We start from the raw sequence: 25,329 nt of genomic DNA on the forward strand, positions 1-25,329 counted from the left end.
GTCGGCGGGAGCCCGGCGCGCCCAGTCCCGCTGGGCGGCGGCGGCTCGGGCCACCGCGTCATCGACCCCGGACTCGTCGGTCTGCTCGACGGTGCGCAGCACCTCCTCGGTCGCGGGGTTGATCACATCGCTGGCGGTCATAGGCTCACTTTCCGGGTCTTGTGGGTTGCGTAGGACGTCGCGGCGGCCACCAGCCCCGCGAACAGCCGAAGGTCGTCGAGGCGCTCCTCGGGATGCCACTGCACCGCCACCGCCCAGCTGTGCGGATACCGCCGCGGGTCGACCTCGACGGCTTCGATCACGCCGTCGGCGTCGGAGGCACTGACGATCAGGCCGTCACCGATCCGATCGATGGCCTGGTGGTGGTAGCACTGTGCGTCGGTGCTGTCGCCGACGAGCGAGGCGACCCGGGTCCCGGGCACCGTCACGATCGTCGAGGTGCTGAACACCGCGTTGCCCTGCTGGTGGTGGGCGTGTCCCAGCACGTCGGGCAGGTGCTGGTGCAAGCTGCCGCCGAGCGCGACGTTGAGCACCTGCGCGCCCCGGCAGATGCCGAGAACGGGCAGACCCCGGCGCAGCGCCCCCTCGACCAGGGCGAACTCGAAGGCGTCCCGGGTGCGGCTGTCGGCGACGGGCTCGTCGGTCGCGGGGTGGCGGGGGCTGCCGTAGGCCGCCGGGTCGACGTCGCGCCCGCCGGTGACGATCAGGCCTTCGATACCGTCGAGCACACGCTCGGCGATTGCCGCGTCCACCGGCTGCGGCGGCAGCAGCACCGAGATGCCGCCGGCCAACCCGACCCCCTCGAAGTAGATGGCCGGCAGGAAACTGGCACGCACGTCCCACACTCCGGTCTGGGCGGGCTGCAGATACGTGGTCAGCCCGATGACCGGTCGATCGGTGCCGACGTCAAAGCCGTTCGAAGCCACGCACCCTCTCCCAATCCGTCACCACGGCGTTGAACGCCTTGAGCTCCACGCGGGCGTAGTTGAGGTAGTGGTCGACGACGTCGTCACCGAACGCATCCCGCGCGACCCGCGAATTCTCCAGTAGCTCCACCGCTTCGGTCATCGTCGTCGGAAGCCGCTCGGCGCCACTGGTGTAGGCGTTGCCCTGCACCGCATCCGGCAGTTCGAGCTCCTGGTCGATGCCGTGCAGCCCGCCGGCGATCAGCGCCGCGACAGCCAGGTACTGGTTGACGTCACCACCGGGGGCACGACATTCCATCCGCATGCCCTGGCCGTGGCCGACCACCCGCAACGCACACGTGCGATTGTCGATCCCCCAGGCGACCGCGGTCGGCGCGAAGCTGCCGTCGACAAACCGCTTGTAGGAGTTGATGTTCGGTGCGTAGAACAGCGTCATCTCTCGCAGCGTGGCCAGCTGCCCGGCGACGAAGCTGCGGAACATCTTGGACATGCCGAGCTCGTCGTCGGGATCGGAGAACACCGGGACACTGGCGACACCGTCCTCGATGCCGCGGAAGGAAATGTGGATGTGGCAGCTGTTGCCCTCGCGCTCATCGTATTTCGCCATGAACGTCAGGCTCTTGCCGTGCTGGTCGGCGATCTCCTTGGCGCCGTTCTTGTAGATGGTGTGGTTGTCGCAGACGACGAGCGCCTCGTCGTAGCGGAATCCAATCTCCTGCTGCCCGAGATTGCACTCCCCCTTGACCCCCTCGCAGTAGAGCCCGGCGCCCTCCATCCCGAGACGGATGTCACGCAGCAGCGGCTCCATCCGGGTCGACGCCAGCATCGCGTAGTCGATGTTGTAGTCGGTGGCCGGCACCAGCCCGGCGTAGTCGGTCTTGAACGCCTCGCGGTAGGGCGTGTCGAACACCATGAACTCGAGCTCGGTGGCCGCGATCGCACCCATGCCGCGTTCGGCGAGGCGGTCGAGCTGACGCTGCAGGATGGTGCGCGGCGCCTGCGTGACCGGTTCGCCGTCGGTCCACGACAGATCCGCCATCACCAACGCCGTGCCCGGGAGCCACGGCAGCAGCCGCAGCGTGCTGAAGTCCGGCGTCATCACCATGTCGCCGTAACCCGTTTCCCAACTGGAGATCGCATACCCGTCGACGGTGTTCATGTCGACGTCGACGGCGAGCAGGTAGTTGCAGCACTCGGCGCCGTGCTCGGCGACCTCCTCGACGAACAGCCGCGACGAGATCCGCTTGCCCGTGAGTCGGCCCTGCATGTCGCAGAACGCGACGATCACCGTGTCGATCTCCCCGTCCGCGACCCGGCGTTCGAGGTCGGCCTTCGACAGCATCCCCGGTGCGCCGCCCATCAGTGCTGCCGCTTCTTCGCCCGAACGCTCATCAGTACTCCCGCTCTCTTCGTGCCGAACCCGACGGTCACCCGACCATTGGCGCGGGTGTCGGCTGCGGCCGTTCCCCACGGTTCCCCCAAAATGCCACGTTCAAAGGTAGGACGCCAGACCAATAGGCCGCCGATTATTCGCGACGGTGCTCGTCGCCGTCGCAACAGCATCCGGCCCGGGTGGAACGCGCCCCTCAGGCGGGATCACCGATTCGGGGGGTTTCAACAGGCTTCGGGGTTTCAACAGACGATGTCCGGGTACCAAACCTTCGCTCCGGGGCCTGTAGCGTGGCCGCGAAGTCAGATCGAGGAACCGCCGACACTGGAGTAGGGTCGAACAGGTGTGTGGAGCCACCGGCGAGGTACGCCTCGACGGAAGAACCCCAGATATCAGCGCTGTCGCGGCGATGGCCGCCTACATGGTGCCCCGCGGGCCGGACGCCGCGGGGGTGTGGTCGCAGGGCAGGGTCGCACTCGGGCACCGACGCCTGAAGATCATCGACCTCTCCGAGGCGGGCGCGCAGCCGATGGTCGACTCCGACCTCGGCCTGTCGGTCGCCTGGAACGGCTGCATCTACAACTACGAAGAGTTGCGTGACGAACTCCACGGCCACGGCTACCGCTTCTTCTCCCACAGCGACACCGAGGTCCTGCTCAAGGGCTACCACCACTGGGGCGACCGGTTCGTCGACCACCTTCAGGGGATGTTCGCCTTCGCCATCGTCGAGCGCGACAGTGGGCGGGTGCTGCTGGGCCGCGACCGTCTCGGCATCAAGCCGCTCTACGTCACCGAGGACTCCCACCGGATCCGGTTCGCGTCGTCACTGCCCGCGTTGCTGGCCGGCGGCGGTGTCGACACCCGCATCGACCAGGTGGCGCTGCACCACTACCTGACGTTCCACTCGGTGGTGCCGCCGCCACGCACCATCCTGCGCGGTATCAGCAAGGTGCCGCCGGCCTCGCTGGTGGCGATCGAGCCGGACGGCACGCGCACCACCACCACGTACTGGGAGCCGGACTTCACCCGCGCCGAGGAACGCTCCGGCTGGTCCGAACGGGACTGGGAGGACGCGGTTCTCGAGTCCCTGCGGCTCGCCGTCAAACGCCGTCTGGTCGCCGACGTGCCGGTGGGCTGTCTGCTGTCGGGCGGTGTCGACTCCAGCCTGATCGTCGGGCTGCTCGCCGAAGCCGAGCAGCAGGGCCTCAAGACGTTCTCGATCGGCTTCGAGTCGGTGGGCGGGGTCAAAGGCGACGAGTTCCACTACTCCGACATCATCGCCGACAGGTTCGCCACCGACCACCACCAGATCCGCATCGGCACCGATCGCATGCTGCCAGCGCTCGACGGCGCGATCGCCGCCATGAGCGAGCCGATGGTCAGCCACGACTGCGTGGCGTTCTACCTGCTGAGCCAGGAAGTGTCCAAGCACGTCAAGGTGGTGCAGTCGGGGCAGGGCGCCGATGAGGTGTTCGCCGGCTACCACTGGTATCCGCCGATGGGAACGCCGGAGGCGGCCTCGGTGGAAGGGTCGGTGGCCAGCTACCGGGCCGCGTTCTTCGACCGCGGCCAGGCCGAGTACGCGTCGCTGGTGTCCCCTACCGTCGCCACCGCGGACGATCCCAGCGAGCTCTTCGTCACCGAGCACTTTGCGCGCTCCGGCGCGCAGTCCGGCGTCGACCGGGCGCTGCGGCTGGACACCACCGTGATGCTGGTCGACGACCCGGTCAAGCGCGTCGACAACATGACGATGGCGTGGGGGCTGGAGGGCCGGGTGCCGTTCCTCGACCACGAACTCGTCGAGCTGGCCGCCACCTGCCCGCCGCACCTCAAGACGGCGCACGAGGGCAAGGGTGTGCTCAAGCAGGCTGCCCGCCAGGTGATTCCGGCCGACGTCATCGACCGGCCCAAGGGCTACTTCCCGGTGCCCGCACTCACCCATCTCGAGGGGCCCTACCTCGACCTGGTCCGCGATGCGCTCTACGCGCCCGCCGCCAAGGAGCGTGGGCTGTTCCGCCCGGAGTCGGTGGAGCGGTTGCTGGCCGACCCCAACGGCAAGCTCACCCCGCTGCGCGGCAACGAGCTGTGGCAGATCGCGCTGCTGGAGCTGTGGCTGCAACGGCACGGCATCAACGGGCCTGCCGCATGACCGGCACCGATCCTCGCCTCGACCCCGACGAGGATCACCCCGAGGGGATCACACTGGCTCTCCACGACGCGTCCCCGCCACACATGGTGGACGCGATGGCCGACGATGTCGTGCTCGAACTCGGTTGGGGCCGACTCATTTTCGGACAGACCTTCGCCGACCAGGAGAAGCTCGCCGAGGTGCTCCGCCAGGAGGGCCACGGCCGCCGCGACATCTGCATCTACGCGCGTGAACCCCACGTCCTGGTGTCCAAGGCGCCGGCCGAACTGTTCATCGATCCGAGTCACACCTACCGGTTGCGGTTCGCCGAGAGCGAGGAGACCGCGCCGACGCTGCGCGGTTTCAGTGTCCGCACGCTCGAGAGCCGCGTCGACGCCGACGAGATGAACCGGGTCTACGTCCGCTGCGGGATGGTGCCCGCCCCCAACGACGTCATCTGGGACAACCACTGTCACCAAAATTCGATCGACTACCTGGTCGCCGTGCGTGACGACGACGGCGCCGTGCTGGGCACGGTGACCGGCGTGGATCACGCCGCGCTGTTCTCCGATCCCGAGAACGGATCGAGCCTGTGGACGCTGGCGGTCGACCCGGCCGCCACCGTTCCCGGTGTCGGCGCCGCACTGACTCGCAGCCTCGCCGCCCTGTACCGCGACCGGGGCCGCGCCTACATGGACCTCTCGGTGGCACACGACAACACCGCCGCGATCGCGCTGTACGAGAAGCTGGGTTTCGCCCGGGTGCCGGTGATGGCGGTCAAACGCAAGAATGCGATCAACGAACCACTGTTCACCCACCCGCCGGAGACCGTCGAAGACCTGAATCCGTACGCGCGCATCATCGCCGACGAGGCCATCCGCCGCGGAATCTGGGTGGAGGTGCTCGACGCCGAGGCCGGTGAGATGCGGCTGTCGCACGGCGGGCGCAGCGTCGTCACCCGGGAATCCTTGTCGGAGTACACCTCTGCAGTGGCGATGAGCCGTTGTGACGACAAGCGGCTGACCCGCCGCATCGTCTCCGACGCCGGCATCATCGTGCCGAGGGGTCGGCTGGCCACCTTCGACGAAGCCGACCACGAGTTCCTGGCCGAAGTGGGCGACGTCGTCGTCAAGCCGACCCGCGGCGAACAGGGCAAGGGCATCACCGTCGGGGTGGACGGTCCCGAGGAGCTGGACGCGGCGCTGGCCCGGGCGCGCGAGCAGCATCCCGAGGTGCTCATCGAACAACGCGCCGCGGGCGACGATCTGCGGCTGGTGGTGATCGACGGCAAGGTGGTCGCCGCCGCGCTGCGTCGGCCTGCGGAGGTGACCGGGACCGGCCGCCACACCGTCGAGGAGCTGATCGAGGCGCAGAGTCGCCGACGCGCGGCCGCCACCGGCGGGGAATCGCGGATCCCGATGGACGCGGTGACCGAGACGACGGTCAAGGAGGCGGGCTGGTCGTTCGACGACGTGCTTCCGGAAGGCACCCGGCTGCGGGTCCGCCGGACCGCGAACCTGCACCAGGGCGGAACGATCCACGACGTCACCGCGACCGTGCACCCGGAACTCCGGTCGGTGGCCGTCGCCGCCGCCGACGCGATCGGCGTGCCGGTCACCGGCATCGACCTGCTCGTCCCTGACGTCACCCGGCCGGAGTACGCGTTCATCGAGGCCAACGAACGGCCCGGGTTGGCCAACCACGAGCCACAGCCGACCGCTAAGGCTTTTGTGGACTTCCTGTTCCCCGGACAGCCGGGAATACCCCAGAACTGGACCCCTGAAGAGGTCGACCGCACGAAGTCCGATTCGCCGTAGGTCACCAGGTGCTGGTGCGCATCACGATCTCGGCGGCCAGTTGTGCGGTGGAGTCGGCCGCATTGCGTCGGCCGAGCAGATCGACGACCCGGTAGTCGCCGTACACGAAGCGCTGGGTGGCCCTGGCGACCGAACGTGCCGCCGGGGTGCTCACCAGCGCGGTGGTGTTCAGCTCGACGGGTGGGCAGCGCTCGTCGCGGACCACCCCGGCGAGATCGGCCACCCGCGGGTGGCCGCGGTCGATCGCCACCAACCCGATGAACCGGTCGAGTCGGGTCGCCGCCAGCTCCCACGCCAGTTCCCCGCCGAGCCGGTCACCGACCAACAGCGCCCACGAGACGTCGAGGGCATCGAGGATGCCGATCACGGATTTGGCAGTGAGTCTGGGGTCGGGACCGATGACGACGGTCTTCAGTGACGCGGTGTGCAGACGCTGGCAGACGGGTTCGTAAGCGGCGGGCGCCTGATGGGCCGCGCCGAGCAGAACCACGACAGACCCCTTCTCCGGGCCGGCGACCTCGACGGGCACCCCGAACCCGTCGACGGTGATCATTGGAGAAGGCATTGCGTAAAACTACAGGCAGCAGCGAAGTCCGCGGGCGGCTTTTCATGCTCTTGGTCCAGCGGTCAAGCCGCCTGAGCGCGTTCGGCCTGTTGGTCGGCGATTTCCAGAAATGTCTGCGGCAGCGCGCCTTTGACGGCGATGCTGGGGTCCGGCGTGGGCAGAGCGAGGCCGAACACCGCCATCGTCCCCACGTTCTCGAACGAGAAGAACACGCTGCTCTCGACGCCGCCCAGCTTCATCGTCTGTTGGTAGACCAACGCATCCGGCCGTGGGGTCTGCAGCTTGGTTGTGGTCACCGGGATACCGGGATCGGACGGCTCGAAGAACGTGTCGTACTGTGCACACCGCTCGGCGGTGGCGGCCAACTGCTCGAGGTTCAGCGACCACGTCAACACGGTCATGACCACCCGCGCACCGTCGTAGGCCACCACGTACTCCGCGGCGCTGCCTGCCCCGCGCTCGGCCGTCGCGGCGATGTCCCGGGTCAGCCCGTCGGTGCAACCCTGGGGCGACGAGAGCATCGGTGGCGGCGCGCCCGCGCCGTCTTCTTCGCCGCGGTCTCGGAGAATGCGCTGGTACCGCACCCCGGCGGGGAAGTCAGCCTCGGTGAGCACCACGCGCTCGAGCCTGGCGCCCGGCCAGACCGCGGTGCCGGTGATCGCCTGCCCACACCCGGCGAGCACGGCGGCGACCAGGGTCGCCACGGGAGCCCTCGCCACCCGGTGCCCGGTCATGCCACCAGGCTACTCAGGTGCCGGGCCTCACAGCTGGGTGAGGATCTCCGCTCCGGCGTCGGTGACCACCAGGGTGTGTTCGAACTGGGCCGTCCACTTCCTGTCCTTGGTGACCACGGTCCAGTCGTCGTCCCAGATCTCGTAGTCCAGGCTGCCGAGGTTGATCATCGGCTCGATCGTGAATGTCATGCCCGGTTCGAGCACGGTATCGACAGCGGGCTGGTCGTAATGCAGCACCACCAGACCGTTGTGGAAGGTGGTGCCGATGCCGTGCCCGGTGAAATCACGAACCACGTTGTAGCCGAATCGATTTGCGTAAGCCTCGATGACGCGGCCGACGACCGAGAGCGCCCGCCCCGGTTTGACGGCCTTGATGGCGCGCATGGTGGCCTCGTGGGTGCGTTCGACGAGCAGGCGATGCTCCTCGGAGACGTCACCGGCCAGGAACGTCGCGTTGGTGTCACCGTGCACGCCGTCGATGTAGGCGGTGACGTCGATGTTGACGATGTCGCCGTCCTCCACCACCGTCGAGTCGGGGATTCCGTGGCAGATCACCTCGTTGAGCGACGTGCAGCACGACTTCGGGTAGCCCTTGTAGCCCAGCGTCGACGGGTAGGCGCCGTGGTCGACCATGTAGTCGTGGGCGATGCGGTCCAGTTGGTCTGTCGTGACCCCGGGGGCGACGGCTTTGCCGGCTTCGGCGAGTGCCCCTGCGGCGATCTGCCCGGCAACTCGCATCTTGGCGATGACCTCTGGTGTCTGCACCCATGGTTCGGTGCCCTCACGCACCGTCGGCCGTCCCACGTACTCGGGGCGGGCGATCGACTTGGGCACCGGCAGCGTCGGTGACACCACGCCGGGGCGAAGGGCGGTCCGTACTGGCATGGGGCCAGACTATCGGGAGAATGGGACTCTCGTTCTCGGAGAATGGTGCTAGCGTTCGTGGGATGCAGGTCACCCCGGGTCACTTGTTAGCAGGCTGGACTTCCGTGATGTCGAAGAGTCCGACGAGCGTCTGGTCATCGAGTTGGACAACCGCCCCGACCTGGTGAACAGGCGTGGCGACCTGCAGGGTGGCCTGGTCGCCACCCTGATCGACATCGCCGCAGGCCGGCTCGCAGATCGGCACGTCGGACCGGGGCAGGATGTCGCGACCGCGGACATGACCGTGCACTTCCTGGCGCCGATCCTGGAGGGCCCGGCCCGCGCGGAGGCCACCGTGGTGCGCGCCGGGCGCCGCCTGTCGGTCATCGCGGTGGACGTCACCGACGCGGCGCGCGACCGGCTCGCGGCGCGCGCGACGCTGAGTTTCGCGGTGCTGGACCCGCGCTAGCTTCACCCGATGTTGATCGCGGCGAGCGCCCGGTGCACCCGCGACGGCAACGAACCTCCGCTGAGCAGCCAGTCGTCGAGAGCGATCCGGATCGCAGCCATGGCGAGCGCGCCCAGCAGCCGTGGCCGCGGATCGTCGGGTGACGGGTCGGTGAACCGGGGAGCCACCAACTCGGCGATGGTCGCCTCGTACCGCAGGTAGATGTGCAGCGTCCAGGCGCTGAAGACCGGCGATGAGCGCGTCAACGTCGCGAGCTCGCGAACCTGGTCACAGATCCCGTCGAAGCCGTCGCCGAGGTCCTCGAACGCCGCGACGACCGCCGCGGTGGCCGATGCCCCCGGTGGCTGCGTCGCGATCGCGGCGGTGATGCGGTCGAGCCAGTGGGCGGTCATCCCGTCGGCGACCGCATCCTCCTTCGCGTTGAAGTACCGGAAGAAGGTGGCGCGACCGACCTCGGCGGCCGCGGCGATCTGCTCGACGGTCGCCCCGGCCAATCCGTGTTCGGCCACCGCCTGCGCTGCCGCGGTCGCTATCCGGGCCCGAGTCGCCCGCTGCTTGCGGGCGGTCAGGCTTTCCGGCGATTTCTCATCTGAGACAGCGTCCATAGTGAGACTATGTCTCACCGTGGAAGCTATTCGCAACGAAGACACCTCGGCGGTCCTCGAATCCTGGCGGTTCGTCCAACAGATGCTGGCCGACCTCACGGGCACGGTCCTCGAAGACGCCGCCGATGACCGTGAGCGGCGCGAAGGGCTGCGCATGCTGGCCAAGGTGACGGCGTTGTGCACCGAGTTGTCCGTCGAGGCCGACCCGCAGCGGCCACATTTCTTCGACATGTGCACCGACACCAGGATGGTGGGCGGACCCAATCCCGACGGCCGATATCTGCTGGCCATGATCCGCGGTGACCACCGCTACCGGATCACCGGACAACGCGGCACCACCACCTATCTGGGGTTCCAGGTGCTCGCGGGCACCGGGCTGACGCCCCGCCGGATGGCCGGTTATCTCAGCGACACCGCACTGCAGTGCACGCAGGGATCCTTCGCGCTGGTGCTCGCCGCCACCGACCCGGGCGCAGGCGCGCTCGACGGCGCCCAGTGGATACCCATCCCCGAGGCCGCGTCGGCGATCGTGGTGCGCGAGTACATCGCCGACGCCGACGCCGAGACCCCGGCGTCGATGACGGTCGAGTGTCTCGCCAGCCCGCCGCTGCAACCGATGCCGAGGCGGCAGCCGCGTTCACCGCGATGGCGTGGACGATCGTCAAGCTGGCCACGTTGCACCGCACCATCAAGCCCGAACTGCTCACGCAACCCAACACGCTGGTCACCGCCGCAGCCGCCGAACTCGGGGGCGCGGACACCACACCGGACAACCTGTACATGCTCGGATCTTTTGCGCTCGGCGCCGACGAATCGCTGCTGCTCGAGTTCGCCCCGCCCGACACCCGCTACTGGAACGTCACGCTCGAGAACGTCTGGCACGAATGCCTCGAACCACACCAACGGCACAGCTCGGTCACGAACAAGGGCGTCGCCCCGGACGTCGACGGGGTGGTGCGAATTGTGATCGGCGCCAGCGATCTCGGCCACGGCCACTGGCTGGACACCGGCGGCCGGCGCCGCGGCTTCGTGGTGCTGCGCTGGCTGGACAACCCGGACGCACCGGCGGTGCGCACGACGGTCCGTCGCGGCGCCGCCTCGACCCGGACCGCCTCGTCGCACAGTCGGTCGAGACCGCCGGTGCCGACGACTTCGGCGACGACACCAGTTGGCGCGAAGACCTCGCCCGGCTGTGCGACGGCTTGACCGCCGAGGCGCGGCTCAACGATCTCGGCGTCGAGATCGCCGCCATGGACGTCGTCCGGGCCCTCACCAACCGACTGCGGGTCGTCGGTTGGCGCAGGCGCCACCCCGAGGTCGCCGCGTCGCCCGTCGGGCGACCGCTGTTCATCGTTGGCCAGCCCCGCACCGGCACGACCATCCTGTTCGACCTGCTGGCCCAGGATCCCGCGTTGCGACCGCCACTGAACCGGGAGGTGGACCACCCCTACCCGCTGCCCCGGCCCGCGGCCTACGACAGCGACCCGCGGATCGCCGAGACACAGGCCGCCATCGAGGCGTCGGAACAGATCGTGCCCGGACTGCTGGTCCATCACCCGATGGGCGCTCTGGTCGGGCAGGAATGCGTCCGCATCACCGCGGGGCAGTTCTGCAGCATGATCTTCTCGGTCCAGTACCGGCTGCCCGGCTACTATCGCTGGCTGCTGCACGAGGCCGACCACACCGCTGCCTACCGCTACCACCGAATGTTCCTGCAACACTTGCAGTCCGGGGTGCCCGGTCTGGCAGAGCCGCCCTGTCGGTGGCTGCTGAAGTCACCGGCGCATCTGTGGCAGCTCGACACGCTGGCAGCCGAGTACCCCGACGCGGTGATGGTGCAGACCCATCGTGATCCGCTCAACGTCATCTCGTCCATCAGCGCGCTCACCCACCATCTGCACCGACTGGCGTCCGACGAGTCCTCGATCAACGAGTGTGCGACGCAGTCGAGAGAGGAGATCGTGATCGGCCTCGATCGTGCGATGGCGCTGCGGGACTCCGGAGCCCTGGGCGGGTTGCGTTTCGTCGACGTGCAGTTCGCGGAGTTCATCCGGGACCCGCTGGCCACGGTACGAGCGCTCTATGCCCGCCTGGGCCGCGAGCTCGAGCCGGCCACCGAGAAGCGGATGCGCGACTTCCTGGTCGCCCACCCCGGCGACCACGGCGGTACGCGCTACCGCTGGGCTGACACCGGCCTGGACGCCGCCGAGTTCCGCGAGCAGGTCCGCGGGTACCAGCAGCGCTACGGCGTGCCCGACGAACAGCTCAGGTAGCGGTCAGCCGCGCAGCGGACGGGGGAACCGAAAAGACTTGCGTGGCCCGCGAACGTCCACCGAACCGCACACCACCTTGCCGGTGAGGATGACGTGCGGGGTGCCTTCGGCCGGGGCGTCCCTGCGGTGGTCGTGGGCGCTTCCCACGTTGACCTCGACATCGTCGATGGACGCGCTGGCGCCGTCGGGAAGCCGCAGATCGAGGCCGCCGAACTTCATGTCGAGCTCGATGACGACGATCGGGCCCGCGAAGCGCGCACGCGTCAGGTCGAGCTCGACCGACCCCATGCGCCGGTGCAATGCCAGCCTGCTGGGCACCACCCACTCGCCCTGGCGCTTCAGCGATCCGAGCACACCGCGCAGTTCCACGCGGTCGGCCGCCGAGGTGACGATGGCGCCGGGACCGGGCAGGTCACCGACGAGCGTGTCGAGGTCGGACCGCAGCCGGGCCCGCGACACCATCGCCGAACGCTCTTCGAACTCGTCGATGTCGATCAGACCGAGGGCCACGGCGTTGTGCAGCCGGCGCAGCGTGCCGTTGCGGTCGGCATCGGAGATCCGCATCTCGACGGCGTCGGCGGGCAGGCCGCCGGGGATGTGGTTGATTTCGGTCATGGCGTCTTCCACGGTACCGCCGTCAGCTGCGCAGATCCCAGCCGATCCGGCACAGTCGGCCGCTCAGGCGAGGTAACCCGGCGGCAGTTCGTCGAGCATGCCCTTGAGCATCCGCACCGCGTACTCCGAGCTCCCGCCGCCGACGATCAGCGCCGAGAACGCCATGTCACCTCGATATCCGGTGAACCACGAGTGCGACCCGCCTGCGAACTCCGCCTCACCGGTCTTGCCGCGCACATCTCCGGCGCCCTGCAGGTCCTCGGCGGTGCCGTTGGTGACCACCAGCCGCATCATCGGCCGCAGGCTGTCGACCACGCCCGCAGGGATGGGCTCGCTCTCACCGCTGATCTCGGTTTCGCGTCCGTCGATGAGATGGGGAACCGGGGTGCGCCCGGCGGCGACAGTGGCGGCGGCCAACGCCATCCCGAAGGGACTGACCAGGACCTTGCCCTGACCGAAACCGTCCTCGGTGCGCTCGGTGAGGTTGACCGTGGGCGGCACGGATCCGGTGACGGTGTCGATGCCCTCGATGGTGTAGTCCGGGCCGATGCCGTACTGCGCGGCGGCCTGGGTGAGCCCACGCGGGGGCATCCGGCTGGCGAGTTCGGCGAACGTCGTGTTGCACGAGCTGGCGAACGCCCGCGACATCGGCACCGTGCCGAGGTCGAACCCGCCGTAGTTCGGCACGGTGCGGTGGCCGATGTCCATCCGCCCCGGGCAGCCGAGAAGCGTGTTGGGCGTGGCCATGTCCCGTTCGATCGCCGCGCCCGCGGTGACGATCTTGAACGTCGACCCGGGCGGGAACAGGCCCATGGTGGCGATCGGACCCTCGCGGTCGGCGGCGGCGTTCTGCGCGACGGCCATGATCTCACCGGTCGACGGCTTGATCACGACGATCATGGCCTGCTTGCCGGTGGTGTCGACGGCGTGCTGCGCGGCGTTCTGCACCGAGCGGTCCAGGCTGATGGTCACCGACGGCGCCGGCTCACCGGCCACTTCGTGGAGGATGTCGACATCCACCCCGTTCTGGTTGACGCTGACGATGCGCCACCCGGCGGTGCCGTCGAGCTCGTCGACGACGGCGTTCTTGACCTGATTGACCAGGGCCGGGGCGAAGTTCTCGTCGGTGGGCACCATTTCCGGTTGCGGGGTGATCACCACGCCCGGGAGGGCGCCGATGGCGCCGGCGACCGCGTCGTGATCGGCCTGACGCAGCGTGATCAGGCTCAACGGAGCCCGCTTCGAACTGGCCAGTTCGGCGAGCCGCTGCGGATCCAGGGTGTTGTCGAACCGGTGCAGCGCGCCGACCACAGCCCGCGCGGTGGGCATCAGCTCGGAGCCGGCCGCCCGGGCGTCCAGCGCGAAGTGGTACCGGTAGCCCGGCACCAGGACGTCGGTGCCGCCCCGTTCGTTGACCGAGGCGCGCCGCGGCGCGTCCGCCCGCAGCGCCAGGGTCTGGTTCTCCCCCAGCCGAGGGTGCACCCCGGTGGCACTCCAGCGGACTTCCCACCGCCCGTCGGCGCGGACCATGTTGAGCCGTCCGTCGTAGGTCCAGGAGCGGTCCTTGGGTAGGCGCCAGGTGTAGCGGTAGGCGATGCTTCCGGTGTCCTCGGCGTACTTCGAGCTGAGGATCTGGACGTCCAGGCCGGTGGCCTGCAGGCCGGCCCACAGCTCGTTCAGCGCAGCCCGGGCGGCCTCCGGCCGGTCGCTGAGCTGGGCGGCGGCCGTGGTGTCGCCGACAGCCAACGCGGCGAAGAACTCCTCGGCTGCCGGTTCGGGTCCATCGGGTCGAGGTGTGCAGGCGCCGAGGGTGACGACCAGCAGGACCGCCATGGCCACGCCGGTGGCGCGTGATGCAGATGAGAATAGAGTTGCCATTGAGGCAGATGTTACGAACTTGAGACCGCATCGTCGCGTAGGCGCACCGTGGCCACGCCGAGATCCGACTTTTGCAGCCGAAGTGCGAGACGGGACCTGCAGAAGTCGGTTCTGGGCGTGGCGAGCACGCGGCTTCTAGCTGCCGGCAGCCGGCGCGCGCACGACCAGGGGGACCGCCGGGAAGTAGGCGGCCATCTCCGAGCGGGAGGTGCGCAGCGCAGCGGTGCCGTAGCCCTGCTTGCGGTGATGCGGGTGGATCCAGATGCGGACGTCGACCTCACCGCCGGAGAGCTCGCCGAAAACCATCCCGACCTTGGACGAACCGACCTCGGCCACCAACCAGACCGCCTCCTCGGCGGCGACCCGTGCGACCGCCTCGCGGATCTCGTCGCCGAGATCACCCGGGGGCGCCGCCGTGCCGTCGCCCGCTGCACGCACGTCGGCGGTCCGGGCGGCGAAGATGTCCCGGTCCGCTTCGGCGGCGAACGGCCGCAGCATCAGCCGGCGCGCCGAGCGGGCGGACTGCTCGGCGGCGGCGAACGACAACTCCTGGCTGGTGAGGTCGTCCAGTTCGGCCGCGATCCTGCGGCGCGAGACCTTGGTGAGCCGGTCGAACGACAACCTCAGGACCGCTTCGGCCGCCGCCGCAGAGGTGTCGAGCAGGTCGGCGATCGCCTCGATCGCCGCGTCGTAGTCGTCGGAGGCGACGACCGCGTCGAGCACCTCGTGTCTACGCCGGAGTGCGTGGACGAGGGCGTCGGCGATGATCCTGCGCTGCGCCGTCATGTCCTGCTCGGTCATCTGGGCCAGAGTATTCGGCCGCGGAGGTCAGTCCAGCAATACCGTGGCGAACGACCCCACCTCGTCGAACCCGATCCGCGCGTAGGTGGCGCGTGCGACGGTGTTGAAGCTGTTGACGTAGAGGCTGGCGATGCGGCCACTGGCCACCACCGCGGCGGCCAGCGCGGCCGTACCTGCCGTCCCGATGCCGCGCCCGCGCCAGTCGGGATGTACCCACACGCCCTGGATCTGGCCGACCGCAGGCGATTGGGAGCCGACCTCGGCCTTGAACACCACCTGGCCCCGCTCGAACCGGGCCCACGCCCGTCCGGCCGCGATCAGCCCGGCGACCCGGCGCCGATAGCCCCGGCCTCCGTCCCCGGCGCGCGGGTCGATGCCAACCTCGCCGATGAACATGTCGACGGCCGCGACGAGGTAGGCGTCGAGCTCCTCGATGCGGACCGGGCGGACCTGCGGGTCGACCGCACACACGGGTGCGGCGCTCAGCGCCATCAGCGGCTGGTGGGCGCGGACGTCACGGGCCGGGCCCCAGACATGTTCGAGGCGCTGCCACATCGGCAGCACCAACTCGGCGCGGCCGACGAGCGACGAGCACCGCCGCGCCTGGCTCATCGCCTTGTCGGCGAACGCGTAGAGGTCGTTGCGCCCGCCGCGTAACGGAATCAGGTTGGCTCCGGCGTAACACAGGGATTCGCTGGCCCGCCGCCGGGTCCAGAGCTCGCCGCCGATCCCCGAGGGCTCGATGCCGTACTCGGCGATGCGGGACGCGACCATGCAGGATGCAACCGGGTCGCTGTCGAGTACCTGAAGAACCGCGGACATGTCGCGGATGTCGCGCAGCACCGACACCCTTCGCTCATCAACGAGGCGAAAAAGCGGAGGAGCCGACATCTGGACTCTTTCTGCGACTTACCTTGAAAAGGCCGACCCCGCACCCCGGGGGCCGAATCTCAGCTTACGGTCACAACCGGCGAACCGCTGCCATCATTCGAACCCGGTGTCGCCCCGGCTTCTGCCTGCATCTCCGAAGCCAGCCGCAGCGCCTCCTCGATCAGGGTCTCGACGATCATGGCTTCGGGCACGGTTTTGATGACCTCACCCTTGACGAAGATCTGGCCCTTGCCGTTGCCGGATGCGACTCCGAGGTCGGCTTCCCGGGCTTCGCCGGGCCCGTTGACCACGCAGCCCATCACCGCGACCCGCAACGGCACCTCCATGCCCTCCAGGCCTGCGGTCACCTCGTTGGCCAGTGTGTAGACATCGACCTGGGCGCGCCCGCACGACGGGCACGACACGATCTCGAGGCCACGCGGCCGCAGGTTCAGGGACTCGAGGATCTGGTTGCCGACCTTGACCTCTTCGGCAGGCGGTGCGGACAACGACACCCGGATGGTGTCACCGATCCCCTTGCTCAGCAGCGCCCCGAAGGCGACCGCCGACTTGATGGTGCCCTGGAACGCGGGTCCGGCCTCGGTCACACCGAGGTGCAGGGGGTAGTCGCTCTTGGAAGCCAGCAACTCGTACGCCGCGACCATGACGACGGGGTCGTTGTGCTTGACGCTGATCTTGATGTCACCGAAGCCGTGTTCCTCGAACAGGGAGGCCTCCCACAACGCGGACTCGACCAGCGCCTCCGGCGTCGCCTTGCCGTACTTCTCCATGAAGCGCTTGTCCAGCGACCCGGCGTTGACGCCGATGCGGATCGGGATGCCCGCCGCCCCGGCCGCCTTGGCGACCTCTTTGACCCGCCCGTCGAACTCCTTGATGTTTCCCGGGTTGACCCGGACGGCGGCACAGCCCGCGTCGATGGCGGCGAAGATGTACTTGGGCTGGAAGTGGATGTCGGCGATCACCGGGATGTTCGCCTTCTTGGCAATGACGGACAGTGCGTCGGCGTCTTCCTGGCGCGGGCACGCCACCCGGACGATGTCGCAGCCCGACGCGGTGAGCTCGGCGATCTGCTGCAGGGTCGCGTTGATGTCGTGGGTCTTGGTGGTGCACATCGACTGCACGGAGATCGGGTGGTCGCTGCCGACACCGACGTTGCGAACCATCAGCTGCCGGGTCTTACGGCGGGGGGCCAGGGTGGGGGCCGGCGCTGCCGGCATCCCCAACCCGATGGACATGGTCATGAGATCTCCTACTGGAAAAGTCTGATGGGGTTGACCAGGTCGGCGGTGACCGTCAACAGCATGTAGCCGGCCACCAGCACGAGCACCACATAGGTGGCGGGCATCAGCTTGAGGTAGTTCACCGGCGCGGCGGCCACCATGCCGCGCGCCGACCGGAACAGGTTGCGCAGCTTCTCGAACACGGCGATCGCGATGTGTCCGCCGTCGAACGGCAGCAGCGGAACCAGGTTGATCGCGCCGAGCACGAAGTTCAGCTGGGCCAGGAAGAACCAGAACGCCACCCAAAGCCCGGCGTCGACGGTGTCGCCGCCGATGATGCTGGCACCGACGACACTGATCGGCGTTTCGGGATCGCGTTCGCCGCCGCCGATGGAGTCCACCAGCGCGCCGATCTTCGTCGGGATCTTGGCCAGCGCCTTGCCCAGTTCCACGGCGAGGTCACCGGTGAACGCGAAGGTCGCGGGCACTGCCGAGAGCGGGTTGTGCTGCGTCGGCCCGAACGTGGCACCCGTGACGCCGATGGTGCCGACGTCCGCGGGAACCGGCTCGGCGGCCCCGTCGCCAGCGGCGACGTAACGCTGACTCTGCGTCACGTCGACAGTGGTGGTGAACTCCCGCAGTTCGCCGTCCTGGTCACGCTGCACCGTGAACTGCGTCGGCCCGTCGAGCTGGCGGACCGCGGTGACAAGTTCGTCGAACGACGCCACGGGCGTGTCGCCGACCTCCACCACCACATCCCCGGCCTGGATGCCCGCTGCGGCCGCCGGGCTGGGCGCGATGCAGTCGCCCAGAGTGCCCTGCGCGACCTCGGATTTCACGCACGAGGTCTCCCCCACCATGGCACTTGTCGGTGGGTGCAGGTTGGGCAGACCCCAGATGACCGCGATCACGTAGATCAGCACGAGCCCGATGGCGAAGTTCATGCCGGGTCCGGCGGCCAGCACCGTCACGCGCTTCCACGTCTTCTGCTTGTACATCGCGTAAGGGCGCTCGTCGGGCGTGAGTTCCTCGACCGATGTCATGCCCGCGATGTCACAGAAACCCCCGAGCGGGACTGCCTTCACGCCGTACTCGGTTTCGCCCAGCTTGTTCGGTCTGCGGGTGGACCACAGCGTGGGACCGAAACCGACGAAGTAGCGACGCACCTTCATCCCGGTCGCGCGCGCGACCCACATGTGACCGCACTCGTGCAGCGCCACCGACAGCAAGATGGCGAGTGCGAAGAGCACGATGCCGATCGTGAACATCATGTGGCGGCGGGTCCTTATCTTCTAGCTGCGGGTTCGCGCTCGACCGCGCCCCGGGCCCGGTCACGGGCCCACAGCTGAGCGTCGAGTACGTCCTCCACGGTAGCTGGTTCGGCCGACCACTGGTCGGCAGCGCGCAGGACGTCCTCGACGGTTCGCACGATCGCCGGGAACGGGATGCGGCCTGCGAGGAACGCTTCCGCGGCCTCTTCGTTGGCGGCGTTGTACACCGCGGTCAGGCATCCGCCGCCGCGACCGGCTTCGCGGGCCAGGTCGACGGCGGGGAACACGTCGCTGTCGAGTGGTTCGAATTCCCAGGTGACAGCCGTGGAGAAGTCACACGCCGACGCCGCGCCGGCCACCCTGGCGGGCCAGCCCAGCGCCAGCGCGATGGGCAACTTCATGTCGGGCGGGCTGGCCTGGGCCAGCGTCGAGCCGTCGGTGAACGTCACCATCGAATGGACGATCGACTGGGGGTGCACGACCACGTCGATGCGGTCGTAGTCGACCCCGAACAGCAGGTGGGTTTCGATCAGCTCCAGCCCCTTGTTGACCAGGGAGGCCGAGTTCAGGGTGTTCATCGGCCCCATCGACCAGGTGGGATGCGCGCCCGCCTGCTCGGGAGTGACGTTCTCGAGCCGTGCGGCGCTCCACCCCCGGAACGGCCCGCCCGACGCGGTCAGGACCAGCTTGGCCACCTCGTCGGCGGTGCCGCCACGCAGGCACTGCGCCAGCGCGGAGTGCTCCGAGTCGACGGGCACGATCTGTCCGGGAGCGGCGGCCCTGAGCACCAGCGGACCGCCCGCCACCAGCGACTCCTTGTTGGCCAGCGCCAGTCGGGCGCCACTGGCCAGCGCTGCCAGCGTCGGTTTCAGACCCAGTGCGCCGACCAACGCGTTGAGCACGACGTCCGCCTCGGTGTCCTCGACCAGCTGGGTGACTGCGTCCGGTCCGGTATAGGCGACGTCGCCGACGATCTGGGCGGCAGCCGGGTCGGCGACGGCGATGTTCGTCACCCCTGTCCGGCTGCGCTGCTGCGCCAGCAGGTCGGGGTTGCCGCCGCCTGCGGCCAGCCCGACGATCTCGAAGCGTTCGGGGTTGGCGGCGATGACGTCGAGCGCCTGGGTTCCGATGGACCCCGTGCTGCCCAGGATCAGCACCCGCAGCCGTCTGTCCGATTCGCTCACCGGTCCATTGTGCCGCCCGGGACCGCGGCGTCGCGGCCGAGTCCACGCACCGGCGACGGGGCCGAAGTTATTACGCAAATGTGACAGGACCTGTCCCGACCCATCCGTCGGCGCCGCAGTTAGGAATCACGTGTGTCAGCTCAGGGCGGGCAACGCCGTCCGCTCATGAAGGGATAGGGAGAATATGAAGGCATTTCACCGGAAGTCAGCTGCAGCGGCGGGTATCGCTGCGGTAGCGATCTTTGGGGCAGCGGCCTGTTCGAGCGAGGAGGCCGAGACCAACGTCACGTCGGCCACCAGCGCGGCGGAGTCGGCCGTGGAGGACGCCACCGGCACCTCAGAAGCCCCCGCGACCACCAGCGCAATGGCCGACCCAGCGGCCAACCTCATCGGCTCCGGCTGCGCCGCCTACGCCGAGCAGGTGCCCGAGGGACCCGGCTCGGTCGCGGGCATGGCCCAGGACCCGGTGACCGTGGCGGCATCGAACAACCCGATGCTGACCACATTGACCTCGGCGCTGTCGGGACAGCTCAACCCTGACGTCAACCTCGTCGACACCCTCAACGGCGGCGAGTTCACCGTCTTCGCACCGACCGACGATGCGTTCGCCAAGATCGACGCCGCCACCCTGGAGACCCTCCAGACGGACGCCGACCTGTTGACCAGCATCCTGACCTACCACGTGGTGCCCGGGCAGGCGAGCCCCGACCAGGTCCCAGGCGAGCACGCCACGGTGCAGGGCGCGACGCTGAACGTGACCGGCGCCGGTAACGACATGATGGTCAACGACGCCGGCCTGGTGTGCGGTGGTGTGCAGACCGCCAACGCCACGGTGTACATGATCGACACGGTGCTGATGCCTCCGGCCAACTGACCGGCCCAGCCACCCCCGGAAATCCCCCGCACTGCCTGCAGTGCGGGGGATTTTCCTGTCCGCCGGTATCGAAAAACTCGGTCCCGCAACCCATCCGTGACCCGATCGGCGTCGAATAGCAATTGCAAGAACACAAACACGACGTCGCCGGACCACCGGTTGGCGATACGAAGGGAACTCCAGAACATGATGGTCAACGGAAAATCATTGGCAGGAGCCGGATTCGCTGTAGCCGCGACGGTCGGTCTGTCGCTGGGAGCAGCGGCCACAGCCACCGCCCAACCGGTCGGGCCGGGATGCGCGGCCTACGCGGAGCAGGTGCCCACCGGACCGGGCTCGGTGCAGGGCATGTCGCAGGAACCGGTCACCGTCGCCGCGGCGAACAACCCGCTGCTCACCACTTTGACCAAAGCCCTTTCAGGGCAACTGAATCCAGAGGTCAACCTGGTCGACACCCTCAACGGCGGCGAGTTCACCGTCTTCGCGCCCACCGACGAAGCGTTCGCCAAGATCGACCCGGCGACCATCGAGACCCTCACCACTGACGCTCCGCTGCTGACCAATATCCTCACCTACCACGTGGTTCCGGGCAAGGCAGATCCGGCCGCGGTGGTGGGTACCCACACGACAGTGCAGGGCAGCGACGTGACCGTGACCGGGCACGGCGGCGAGCTGCGCGTCAACGACGCGTCGGTGGTGTGCGGCGGCGTGCAGACCGCCAACGCCACGGTCTACCTGATCGACACGGTGCTGATGCCGCCCGCGTAGTCACCGTCAGGGCGCCGGGAATTGCTCTTTCCAGTGCCGCGCGATGTCGATGCGCCGGGTGATCCACACCCCTTCGTGGGACTGCACATGGTCCAGGAACCGCTCCAGCGATGCGATCCTGGCAGGCCGGCCCACCAGCCGGCAGTGCAGTCCGATGGAGAGCATCTTCGGCGCGCCGGCCACCCCCTCGGCGTACAGCACGTCGAACGCGTCACGCAGGTGGGTGAAGAACTCGTCTCCACTGGGAAAGCCGCCTGCGATCGCGAAGCGCATGTCATTGGCGTCCAGGGTGTACGGGACGACCAGATGGTTCGTCCCGTCCACCCTGGTCCAGTACGGCAGGTCGTCGGCATAGGAATCCGAGTCGTAGACGAAGCCGCCGTGCTCGACCAGGAGCCGGCGGGTGGCCGGTGAGTCACGTCCGGTGTACCAGCCCAGCGGCGGCTGCCCGGTCACCTCGGTCATCAACGCGACCGCCTCGGCGAGGTGCCTGCGCTCCACCTCCGGTTCGAGCAGTTGGTAGCTGATCCAGCGAAGGCCATGGCAGGCGATCTCGTCGCCGCGCTCCAGAAATGCCGATACGGCCGCAGGGTTGCGTGCCAGCGCCATCGCGACCCCGAAGATGGTCAGCGGCAGATCGCGTCGACCGAAGGTCCGCAGCACCCGCCACAACCCGGCACGCGAGCCGTATTCATACAGCGACTCCATGCTCATGTGCCGGTTCGGGAAGGGTTGGGCGGCTACGATTTCCGACAGAAATGTCTCCGAGGACGCGTCGCCGTGCAGCACATTGCTCTCCGCGCCCTCCTCGTAGTTGAGCACGAACTGCACCGCGATGTTCGCTTCGCCCGGCCAGTGAGGGTGCGGCGGGTGGGGGCCGTAGCCCACCATGTCCCGCGGATAGCGCTCGCCGGGCTGGGTGGTCATGCTGGCATTCTGGCAGCAGTGCCGGTCAGGCGTTGACCTTGGCGATGACCGTCTCGGCGAACTGCTCGATGGGACCCCGGAATCGCTCGACACCGCCGGCGGGCACGCCCTCGGCGCCCATCCACGGCGCGCACATCACGGCGGTGATCCCGGCGTCCTCGGCGCGCTTGTAGAGGTCCGGAGTCGGCGGCTCGAGCAGAGCCAGCAGGATGTCGAACGGTTCGTCGCCGCGGCCGTAGTGGCCTCGCAGGTCCGTCAGCTTCTGGGCGTAGCGCACGGCGTCGTCCCAGCCGTAGGCATAGCCGACCCAGCCGTCGCACAGTCGTGCCGCGCGGCGCAGTGCGGCCTCGGACTCGCCGCCGCAGAGGATCGGGACCGGACCCGGCGGATGGGGCTCGATCATCAGCTCGGGCACCTGATAGTGCTCGCCGCTCCACGACACCCAGCCGCCGGCCCACAGCGCCCGCAGCGCCGGGATCATCTCGTCGAGGCGGCTGCCCCGGTTCCCGAAGTCCTGACCCATCAGCTCGTACTCTTCGCGCATCCAGCCTGCGCCGACCCCGAGCGACACCCGCCCGCCGGAGATCACCGACGCCGTCGCGACCTGTTTGGCGACCTCGAGCAGTGGCCGTGCCGGGGCGATGTAGATTGCATTGGAGAACCGCAACGTGGTCGTCACCGCGGCCATCGCACCGATCAGCACCCACGGGTCCGGCCAGCTGGTGTCCGGTCGCCACGGCGGCTTCTGCGTGGGCGAATCGGGATAGGGCGATTTCAGCTCGCGTGGATAGATCAGGTGATCGGCGCAGATGATCCCGTCGTAGCCCGCCTCGTCCACCATCTGCGCGACCGCGATCGCGTCGGCGACCTCCATGAACGGCGTGCCGCTCCAGAATTGCATCAACTGCCTCTCGTCGATCCTTGTTTCTCTACCGCAGATTCCGGGCAGCATCAATGCCATGCCCGCTGTGTTGTGGTTCCGCCGTGATCTGCGGTTGGGCGACCTGCCCGCCCTGTTGGCCGCTGCCGATGTCGACGGCGAGGTGCTCGCCTGTTACGTGCTGGACCCGCGACTGCAGGACGGCGCGGGTGAGCGGCGGTTGCAGTATCTGTACCACGCGCTGCGCGAGTTGCGTGCCGGACTCGGCGGCCGGTTGCTGGTCACCCGCGGCGACCCGACGGTGCGGATACCGGCGTTGGCCAAGGCGGTCGACGCACCGTCGGTACATGTATCCGAGGATTTCACGCCCTTCGGGCGGCGCCGCGACGAGCAGGTACGCGACGCGCTGGGCGAGGTGGAACTGGTGGCGACGGGTTCGCCGTACCTGGTGTCGCCGGGCCGGGTCACCAAGGGCGACGGCACTCCGTACAAGGTGTTCACCCCGTTCTTCGACGCGTGGCGCAAGCACGGGTGGCGGTCCCCGGCGGAATCGGGCAGTGGGTCGGCTCGCTGGGTCGACCCGACGCGGGTGCCCGGACGGTCCGCGGTCACCGATATCCCGGACTTGGGAGTCGATCTCGAGCTGCCGGCCGGCGAGAAGGCCGCGCGTGATCACTGGCAGCAGTTCTGCCGCGCCGGGCTGGCCGACTACGACGGTGACCGCAACCGTCCCGATCTCGACGGGACCAGCCGGATGTCGGCGCACCTGAAGTTCGGCACCATCCATCCGCGCACTCTGGCTGCGGACCTGGGCCGGGGCAAAGGGCCGCAGGCCTACTTGCGGGAGTTGGCCTTTCGTGATTTTTATGCCGGCGTGCTGTACGAGTGGCCGAAGAGCGCGTGGTGGAACTGGAACTCCGCGTTCGACCGTATCGAGGTCGACGACGGCGGCGACGCCGAGAAGGCGTTCGAGGCGTGGAAGGCCGGGCGGACGGGTTTTCCGATCGTCGACGCCGGGATGCGGCAGCTGGCCGAGACCGGCTTCATGCACAACCGGGTGCGGATGATCGTGGCGTCGTTTCTGGTCAAGGACCTGCATCTGCCGTGGCAGTGGGGTGCCCGGTGGTTTCTCGAGCAGCTGGTCGACGGTGACATGGCCAACAACCAGCACGGGTGGCAGTGGGCGGCCGGGTGCGGCACGGACGCAGCGCCGTACTTCCGGGTGTTCAACCCGACGACCCAGGGTGCGAAGTTCGACCCGTCGGGCGACTATGTGCGTCGATGGGTGCCGGAGTTGTCGGGGGTCGATGATGTGCACAAGCTCGGCGCCGACCGCCCCGACGGTTACCCGCAGCCGATGGTCGACCACGCCGAGGAGCGGTCCGAGGCGTTGCGCCGGTACGGCGCGTTGAAGTGAGCGGTACGGCGCGTTGAAGTGAGCGGTACGGCGCGTTGAAGTGAGCGGTACGGCTACTTGAGCATCAGCCCGGCGTCGACGGGCAGCGCAACGCCGGTGACGTGACGACCGGCCGGTCCGCACAGGTACACCATCGTCTCGCTGACCTCGTCGGGTTCCATCATCGGGATGGTCAGCAGGGGGCGCTGGGACTCTCCGAACGACGGGTGCTCGGCGACGAACCCGGCCATGGCCTCGTTGAGCACCATCGGGGTGGCGACGCCGCCCGGATGGACCGAGTTCACCCGGATGTTCCTGCTCGCCAGCGACGTGGCGAAGTGCCGCATCAGGCCGACGACGCCGTGTTTGGCCGCGGTGTATCCGGCCGCTCCATGGCTCATGCTGTCGAAATCGGTGCTGACGGATTTGAACCCGGCTGCCGAACTGGTCATCACGATGGCTCCGCCGTCCGGGTTGGCCAGCATCGCAGGCAGCGCGGCCTCGATGGTGAAGTAGACGCCGTTGAGCATCACGCCGATGGCGTCGGTGTAGGCGGTGATGTCGCGGCCCTGTTCGCCTGCGGCGGGCAGGATCCCGGCGTTGGCGAGCACGAAGTCGAGGCGCCCGAACTCGGCTACCCCGCGGCTGACGACCTCGGCAAGCCGGTCGCGGTCGCGCACGTCGCCGCGCTCGGCGATGATCCGCCGTCCGGTCTTCTCGACCAGCCGCACCGTCTCCTCGAGGTCCTCGGGCGTCGCCATCGGATAGGCCACGCTGTTGATCTGGTCGCACAGGTCGACGGCGATGACATCGGCGCCCTCTTCGGCGAACCGGATGGCGTGTGCCCGTCCCT

At 68.6% G+C, this 25,329-nt stretch carries 25 protein-coding genes and 1 pseudogene; 8 read left to right on the plus strand and 18 right to left on the minus strand.

The features are described 5' to 3' along the window. The 3 genes from WA944_RS06780 to WA944_RS06790 form a co-directional block, all read right to left on the minus strand. Positions 1 to 141, minus strand: a 141-nt coding sequence (locus tag WA944_RS06780; RefSeq protein ID WP_526646634.1) for an aldehyde dehydrogenase family protein, incomplete at its 3' end; no start/stop codon positions are given. Then, a complete protein-coding gene (locus tag WA944_RS06785) occupies positions 138 to 926 on the minus strand; it encodes a gamma-glutamyl-gamma-aminobutyrate hydrolase family protein (RefSeq protein WP_526610972.1) in 789 nt (262 codons plus the stop codon). The genes WA944_RS06780 and WA944_RS06785, both read right to left, overlap by 4 nt. Beyond that, complete coding sequence (locus WA944_RS06790; protein ID WP_526608436.1) at positions 907 to 2,286, minus strand: glutamine synthetase family protein; 1,380 nt, start codon at positions 2,284 to 2,286, stop codon at positions 907 to 909. Before WA944_RS06790 ends, WA944_RS06785 begins: the two co-directional genes overlap by 20 nt. A 373-nt stretch (positions 2,287 to 2,659) precedes the next feature. Here WA944_RS06790 and WA944_RS06795 point away from each other — a divergent pair, with 373 nt between their 5' ends. Both WA944_RS06795 and ngg read left to right on the plus strand, forming a co-directional pair. After that, positions 2,660 to 4,465, plus strand: coding sequence for an N-acetylglutaminylglutamine amidotransferase (locus WA944_RS06795; protein WP_526369772.1), 1,806 nt, complete (start codon positions 2,660 to 2,662; stop codon positions 4,463 to 4,465). Then, positions 4,462 to 6,261, plus strand: a complete 1,800-nt coding sequence (ngg, locus tag WA944_RS06800) for an N-acetylglutaminylglutamine synthetase (RefSeq protein ID WP_526369774.1) — start codon at positions 4,462 to 4,464, stop codon at positions 6,259 to 6,261. Before WA944_RS06795 ends, ngg begins: the two co-directional genes overlap by 4 nt. A 1-nt stretch (position 6,262) precedes the next feature. On the opposite strand, the gene WA944_RS06805 is transcribed toward ngg, so the two are convergent. From WA944_RS06805 to map, 3 genes are all read right to left on the minus strand, one after another. Beyond that, positions 6,263 to 6,826: an alpha/beta fold hydrolase gene (locus WA944_RS06805; RefSeq protein ID WP_526369776.1), complete on the minus strand. Its 564-nt coding sequence runs from the start codon at positions 6,824 to 6,826 to the stop codon at positions 6,263 to 6,265. Positions 6,827 to 6,888: 62 nt separating this feature from the next. Further along, complete coding sequence (locus WA944_RS06810; protein WP_526369778.1) at positions 6,889 to 7,560, minus strand: hypothetical protein; 672 nt, start codon at positions 7,558 to 7,560, stop codon at positions 6,889 to 6,891. A 27-nt stretch (positions 7,561 to 7,587) separates the two neighbouring features. Next, positions 7,588 to 8,445: a type I methionyl aminopeptidase gene (map, locus tag WA944_RS06815; protein WP_526369780.1), complete on the minus strand. Its 858-nt coding sequence runs from the start codon at positions 8,443 to 8,445 to the stop codon at positions 7,588 to 7,590. Between the two features lie 94 nt (positions 8,446 to 8,539). On the opposite strand from map, the gene WA944_RS06820 reads away from it, so the two are divergent. Continuing rightward, entirely contained in the window at positions 8,540 to 8,893 is a 354-nt protein-coding gene (locus WA944_RS06820) for a PaaI family thioesterase (RefSeq protein ID WP_526608438.1), read from the plus strand. Between the two features lie 2 nt (positions 8,894 to 8,895). Here WA944_RS06820 and WA944_RS06825 read toward each other — a convergent pair whose 3' ends face one another. Continuing rightward, entirely contained in the window at positions 8,896 to 9,498 is a 603-nt protein-coding gene (locus WA944_RS06825; RefSeq protein WP_526372702.1) for a TetR family transcriptional regulator, read from the minus strand. Between the two features lie 7 nt (positions 9,499 to 9,505). Continuing rightward, positions 9,506 to 9,826, minus strand: coding sequence for a hypothetical protein (locus tag WA944_RS06830; RefSeq protein WP_526646636.1), 321 nt, complete (start codon positions 9,824 to 9,826; stop codon positions 9,506 to 9,508). On the opposite strand from WA944_RS06830, the pseudogene WA944_RS06835 reads away from it, so the two are divergent. Continuing rightward, a pseudogene (locus tag WA944_RS06835) lies at positions 9,728 to 10,584 on the plus strand (DUF1214 domain-containing protein); the annotation flags it as partial. The gene WA944_RS06830 and the pseudogene WA944_RS06835 sit on opposite strands and share 99 nt — an antisense overlap. Next, positions 10,539 to 11,771 carry a sulfotransferase gene (locus WA944_RS06840; protein ID WP_526372703.1) on the plus strand — a complete coding sequence of 411 codons (1,233 nt, stop codon included), beginning with the start codon at positions 10,539 to 10,541 and terminating at the stop codon, positions 11,769 to 11,771. The pseudogene WA944_RS06835 and the gene WA944_RS06840, both read left to right, overlap by 46 nt. Before the next feature lie 3 nt (positions 11,772 to 11,774). Here WA944_RS06840 and WA944_RS06845 read toward each other — a convergent pair whose 3' ends face one another. The 7 genes from WA944_RS06845 to dxr all read right to left on the minus strand — a co-directional run bounded on the left by WA944_RS06845 (position 11,775) and on the right by dxr (position 19,631). Further along, entirely contained in the window at positions 11,775 to 12,386 is a 612-nt protein-coding gene (locus tag WA944_RS06845) for a DUF1707 SHOCT-like domain-containing protein (RefSeq protein ID WP_159228956.1), read from the minus strand. Between the two features lie 63 nt (positions 12,387 to 12,449). After that, positions 12,450 to 14,264: a penicillin-binding transpeptidase domain-containing protein gene (locus WA944_RS06850; RefSeq protein WP_526608431.1), complete on the minus strand. Its 1,815-nt coding sequence runs from the start codon at positions 14,262 to 14,264 to the stop codon at positions 12,450 to 12,452. 135 nt (positions 14,265 to 14,399) lie between these two features. After that, entirely contained in the window at positions 14,400 to 15,065 is a 666-nt protein-coding gene (locus tag WA944_RS06855; RefSeq protein WP_526608429.1) for a GNAT family N-acetyltransferase, read from the minus strand. Between the two features lie 27 nt (positions 15,066 to 15,092). After that, positions 15,093 to 15,956: a GNAT family N-acetyltransferase gene (locus WA944_RS06860; protein WP_526369943.1), complete on the minus strand. Its 864-nt coding sequence runs from the start codon at positions 15,954 to 15,956 to the stop codon at positions 15,093 to 15,095. Between the two features lie 59 nt (positions 15,957 to 16,015). Continuing rightward, positions 16,016 to 17,191, minus strand: coding sequence for a flavodoxin-dependent (E)-4-hydroxy-3-methylbut-2-enyl-diphosphate synthase (gene ispG, locus WA944_RS06865; RefSeq protein WP_526369947.1), 1,176 nt, complete (start codon positions 17,189 to 17,191; stop codon positions 16,016 to 16,018). 14 nt (positions 17,192 to 17,205) lie between these two features. Continuing rightward, a complete protein-coding gene (locus WA944_RS06870) occupies positions 17,206 to 18,447 on the minus strand; it encodes a M50 family metallopeptidase (RefSeq protein WP_526373940.1) in 1,242 nt (413 codons plus the stop codon). A 14-nt stretch (positions 18,448 to 18,461) separates the two neighbouring features. Beyond that, positions 18,462 to 19,631 (minus strand): 1-deoxy-D-xylulose-5-phosphate reductoisomerase, encoded by a 1,170-nt coding sequence (gene dxr, locus WA944_RS06875; RefSeq protein ID WP_526609534.1) that lies wholly within the window; start codon positions 19,629 to 19,631, stop codon positions 18,462 to 18,464. A 184-nt stretch (positions 19,632 to 19,815) separates the two neighbouring features. Here dxr and WA944_RS06880 point away from each other — a divergent pair, with 184 nt between their 5' ends. Continuing rightward, the gene (locus WA944_RS06880; RefSeq protein ID WP_526373942.1) at positions 19,816 to 20,505 is read left to right on the plus strand and encodes a fasciclin domain-containing protein; all 690 of its coding nucleotides are present in this window, start codon (positions 19,816 to 19,818) and stop codon (positions 20,503 to 20,505) included. A gap of 186 nt (positions 20,506 to 20,691) precedes the next feature. Further along, positions 20,692 to 21,273 (plus strand): fasciclin domain-containing protein, encoded by a 582-nt coding sequence (locus WA944_RS06885; protein WP_526373954.1) that lies wholly within the window; start codon positions 20,692 to 20,694, stop codon positions 21,271 to 21,273. 6 nt (positions 21,274 to 21,279) lie between these two features. On the opposite strand, the gene puuE is transcribed toward WA944_RS06885, so the two are convergent. Both puuE and WA944_RS06895 read right to left on the minus strand, forming a co-directional pair. Continuing rightward, positions 21,280 to 22,200 (minus strand): allantoinase PuuE, encoded by a 921-nt coding sequence (gene puuE, locus WA944_RS06890; RefSeq protein ID WP_526373943.1) that lies wholly within the window; start codon positions 22,198 to 22,200, stop codon positions 21,280 to 21,282. A 25-nt stretch (positions 22,201 to 22,225) separates the two neighbouring features. Continuing rightward, the gene (locus WA944_RS06895; RefSeq protein WP_526373944.1) at positions 22,226 to 23,101 is read right to left on the minus strand and encodes a TIGR03619 family F420-dependent LLM class oxidoreductase; all 876 of its coding nucleotides are present in this window, start codon (positions 23,099 to 23,101) and stop codon (positions 22,226 to 22,228) included. Positions 23,102 to 23,159: 58 nt separating this feature from the next. Here WA944_RS06895 and WA944_RS06900 point away from each other — a divergent pair, with 58 nt between their 5' ends. Next, positions 23,160 to 24,497, plus strand: coding sequence for a cryptochrome/photolyase family protein (locus WA944_RS06900; protein ID WP_526373945.1), 1,338 nt, complete (start codon positions 23,160 to 23,162; stop codon positions 24,495 to 24,497). Positions 24,498 to 24,550: 53 nt separating this feature from the next. On the opposite strand, the gene WA944_RS06905 is transcribed toward WA944_RS06900, so the two are convergent. Further along, a partial coding sequence (locus WA944_RS06905; RefSeq protein ID WP_526646632.1) for a mycofactocin-coupled SDR family oxidoreductase occupies positions 24,551 to 25,329 on the minus strand: 779 nt, incomplete at its 5' end.

It is taken from the genome of Mycobacterium sp. (assembly GCF_049683355.1).
In the GTDB taxonomy this organism is placed as follows: Bacteria; Actinomycetota; Actinomycetes; order Mycobacteriales; family Mycobacteriaceae; genus Mycobacterium.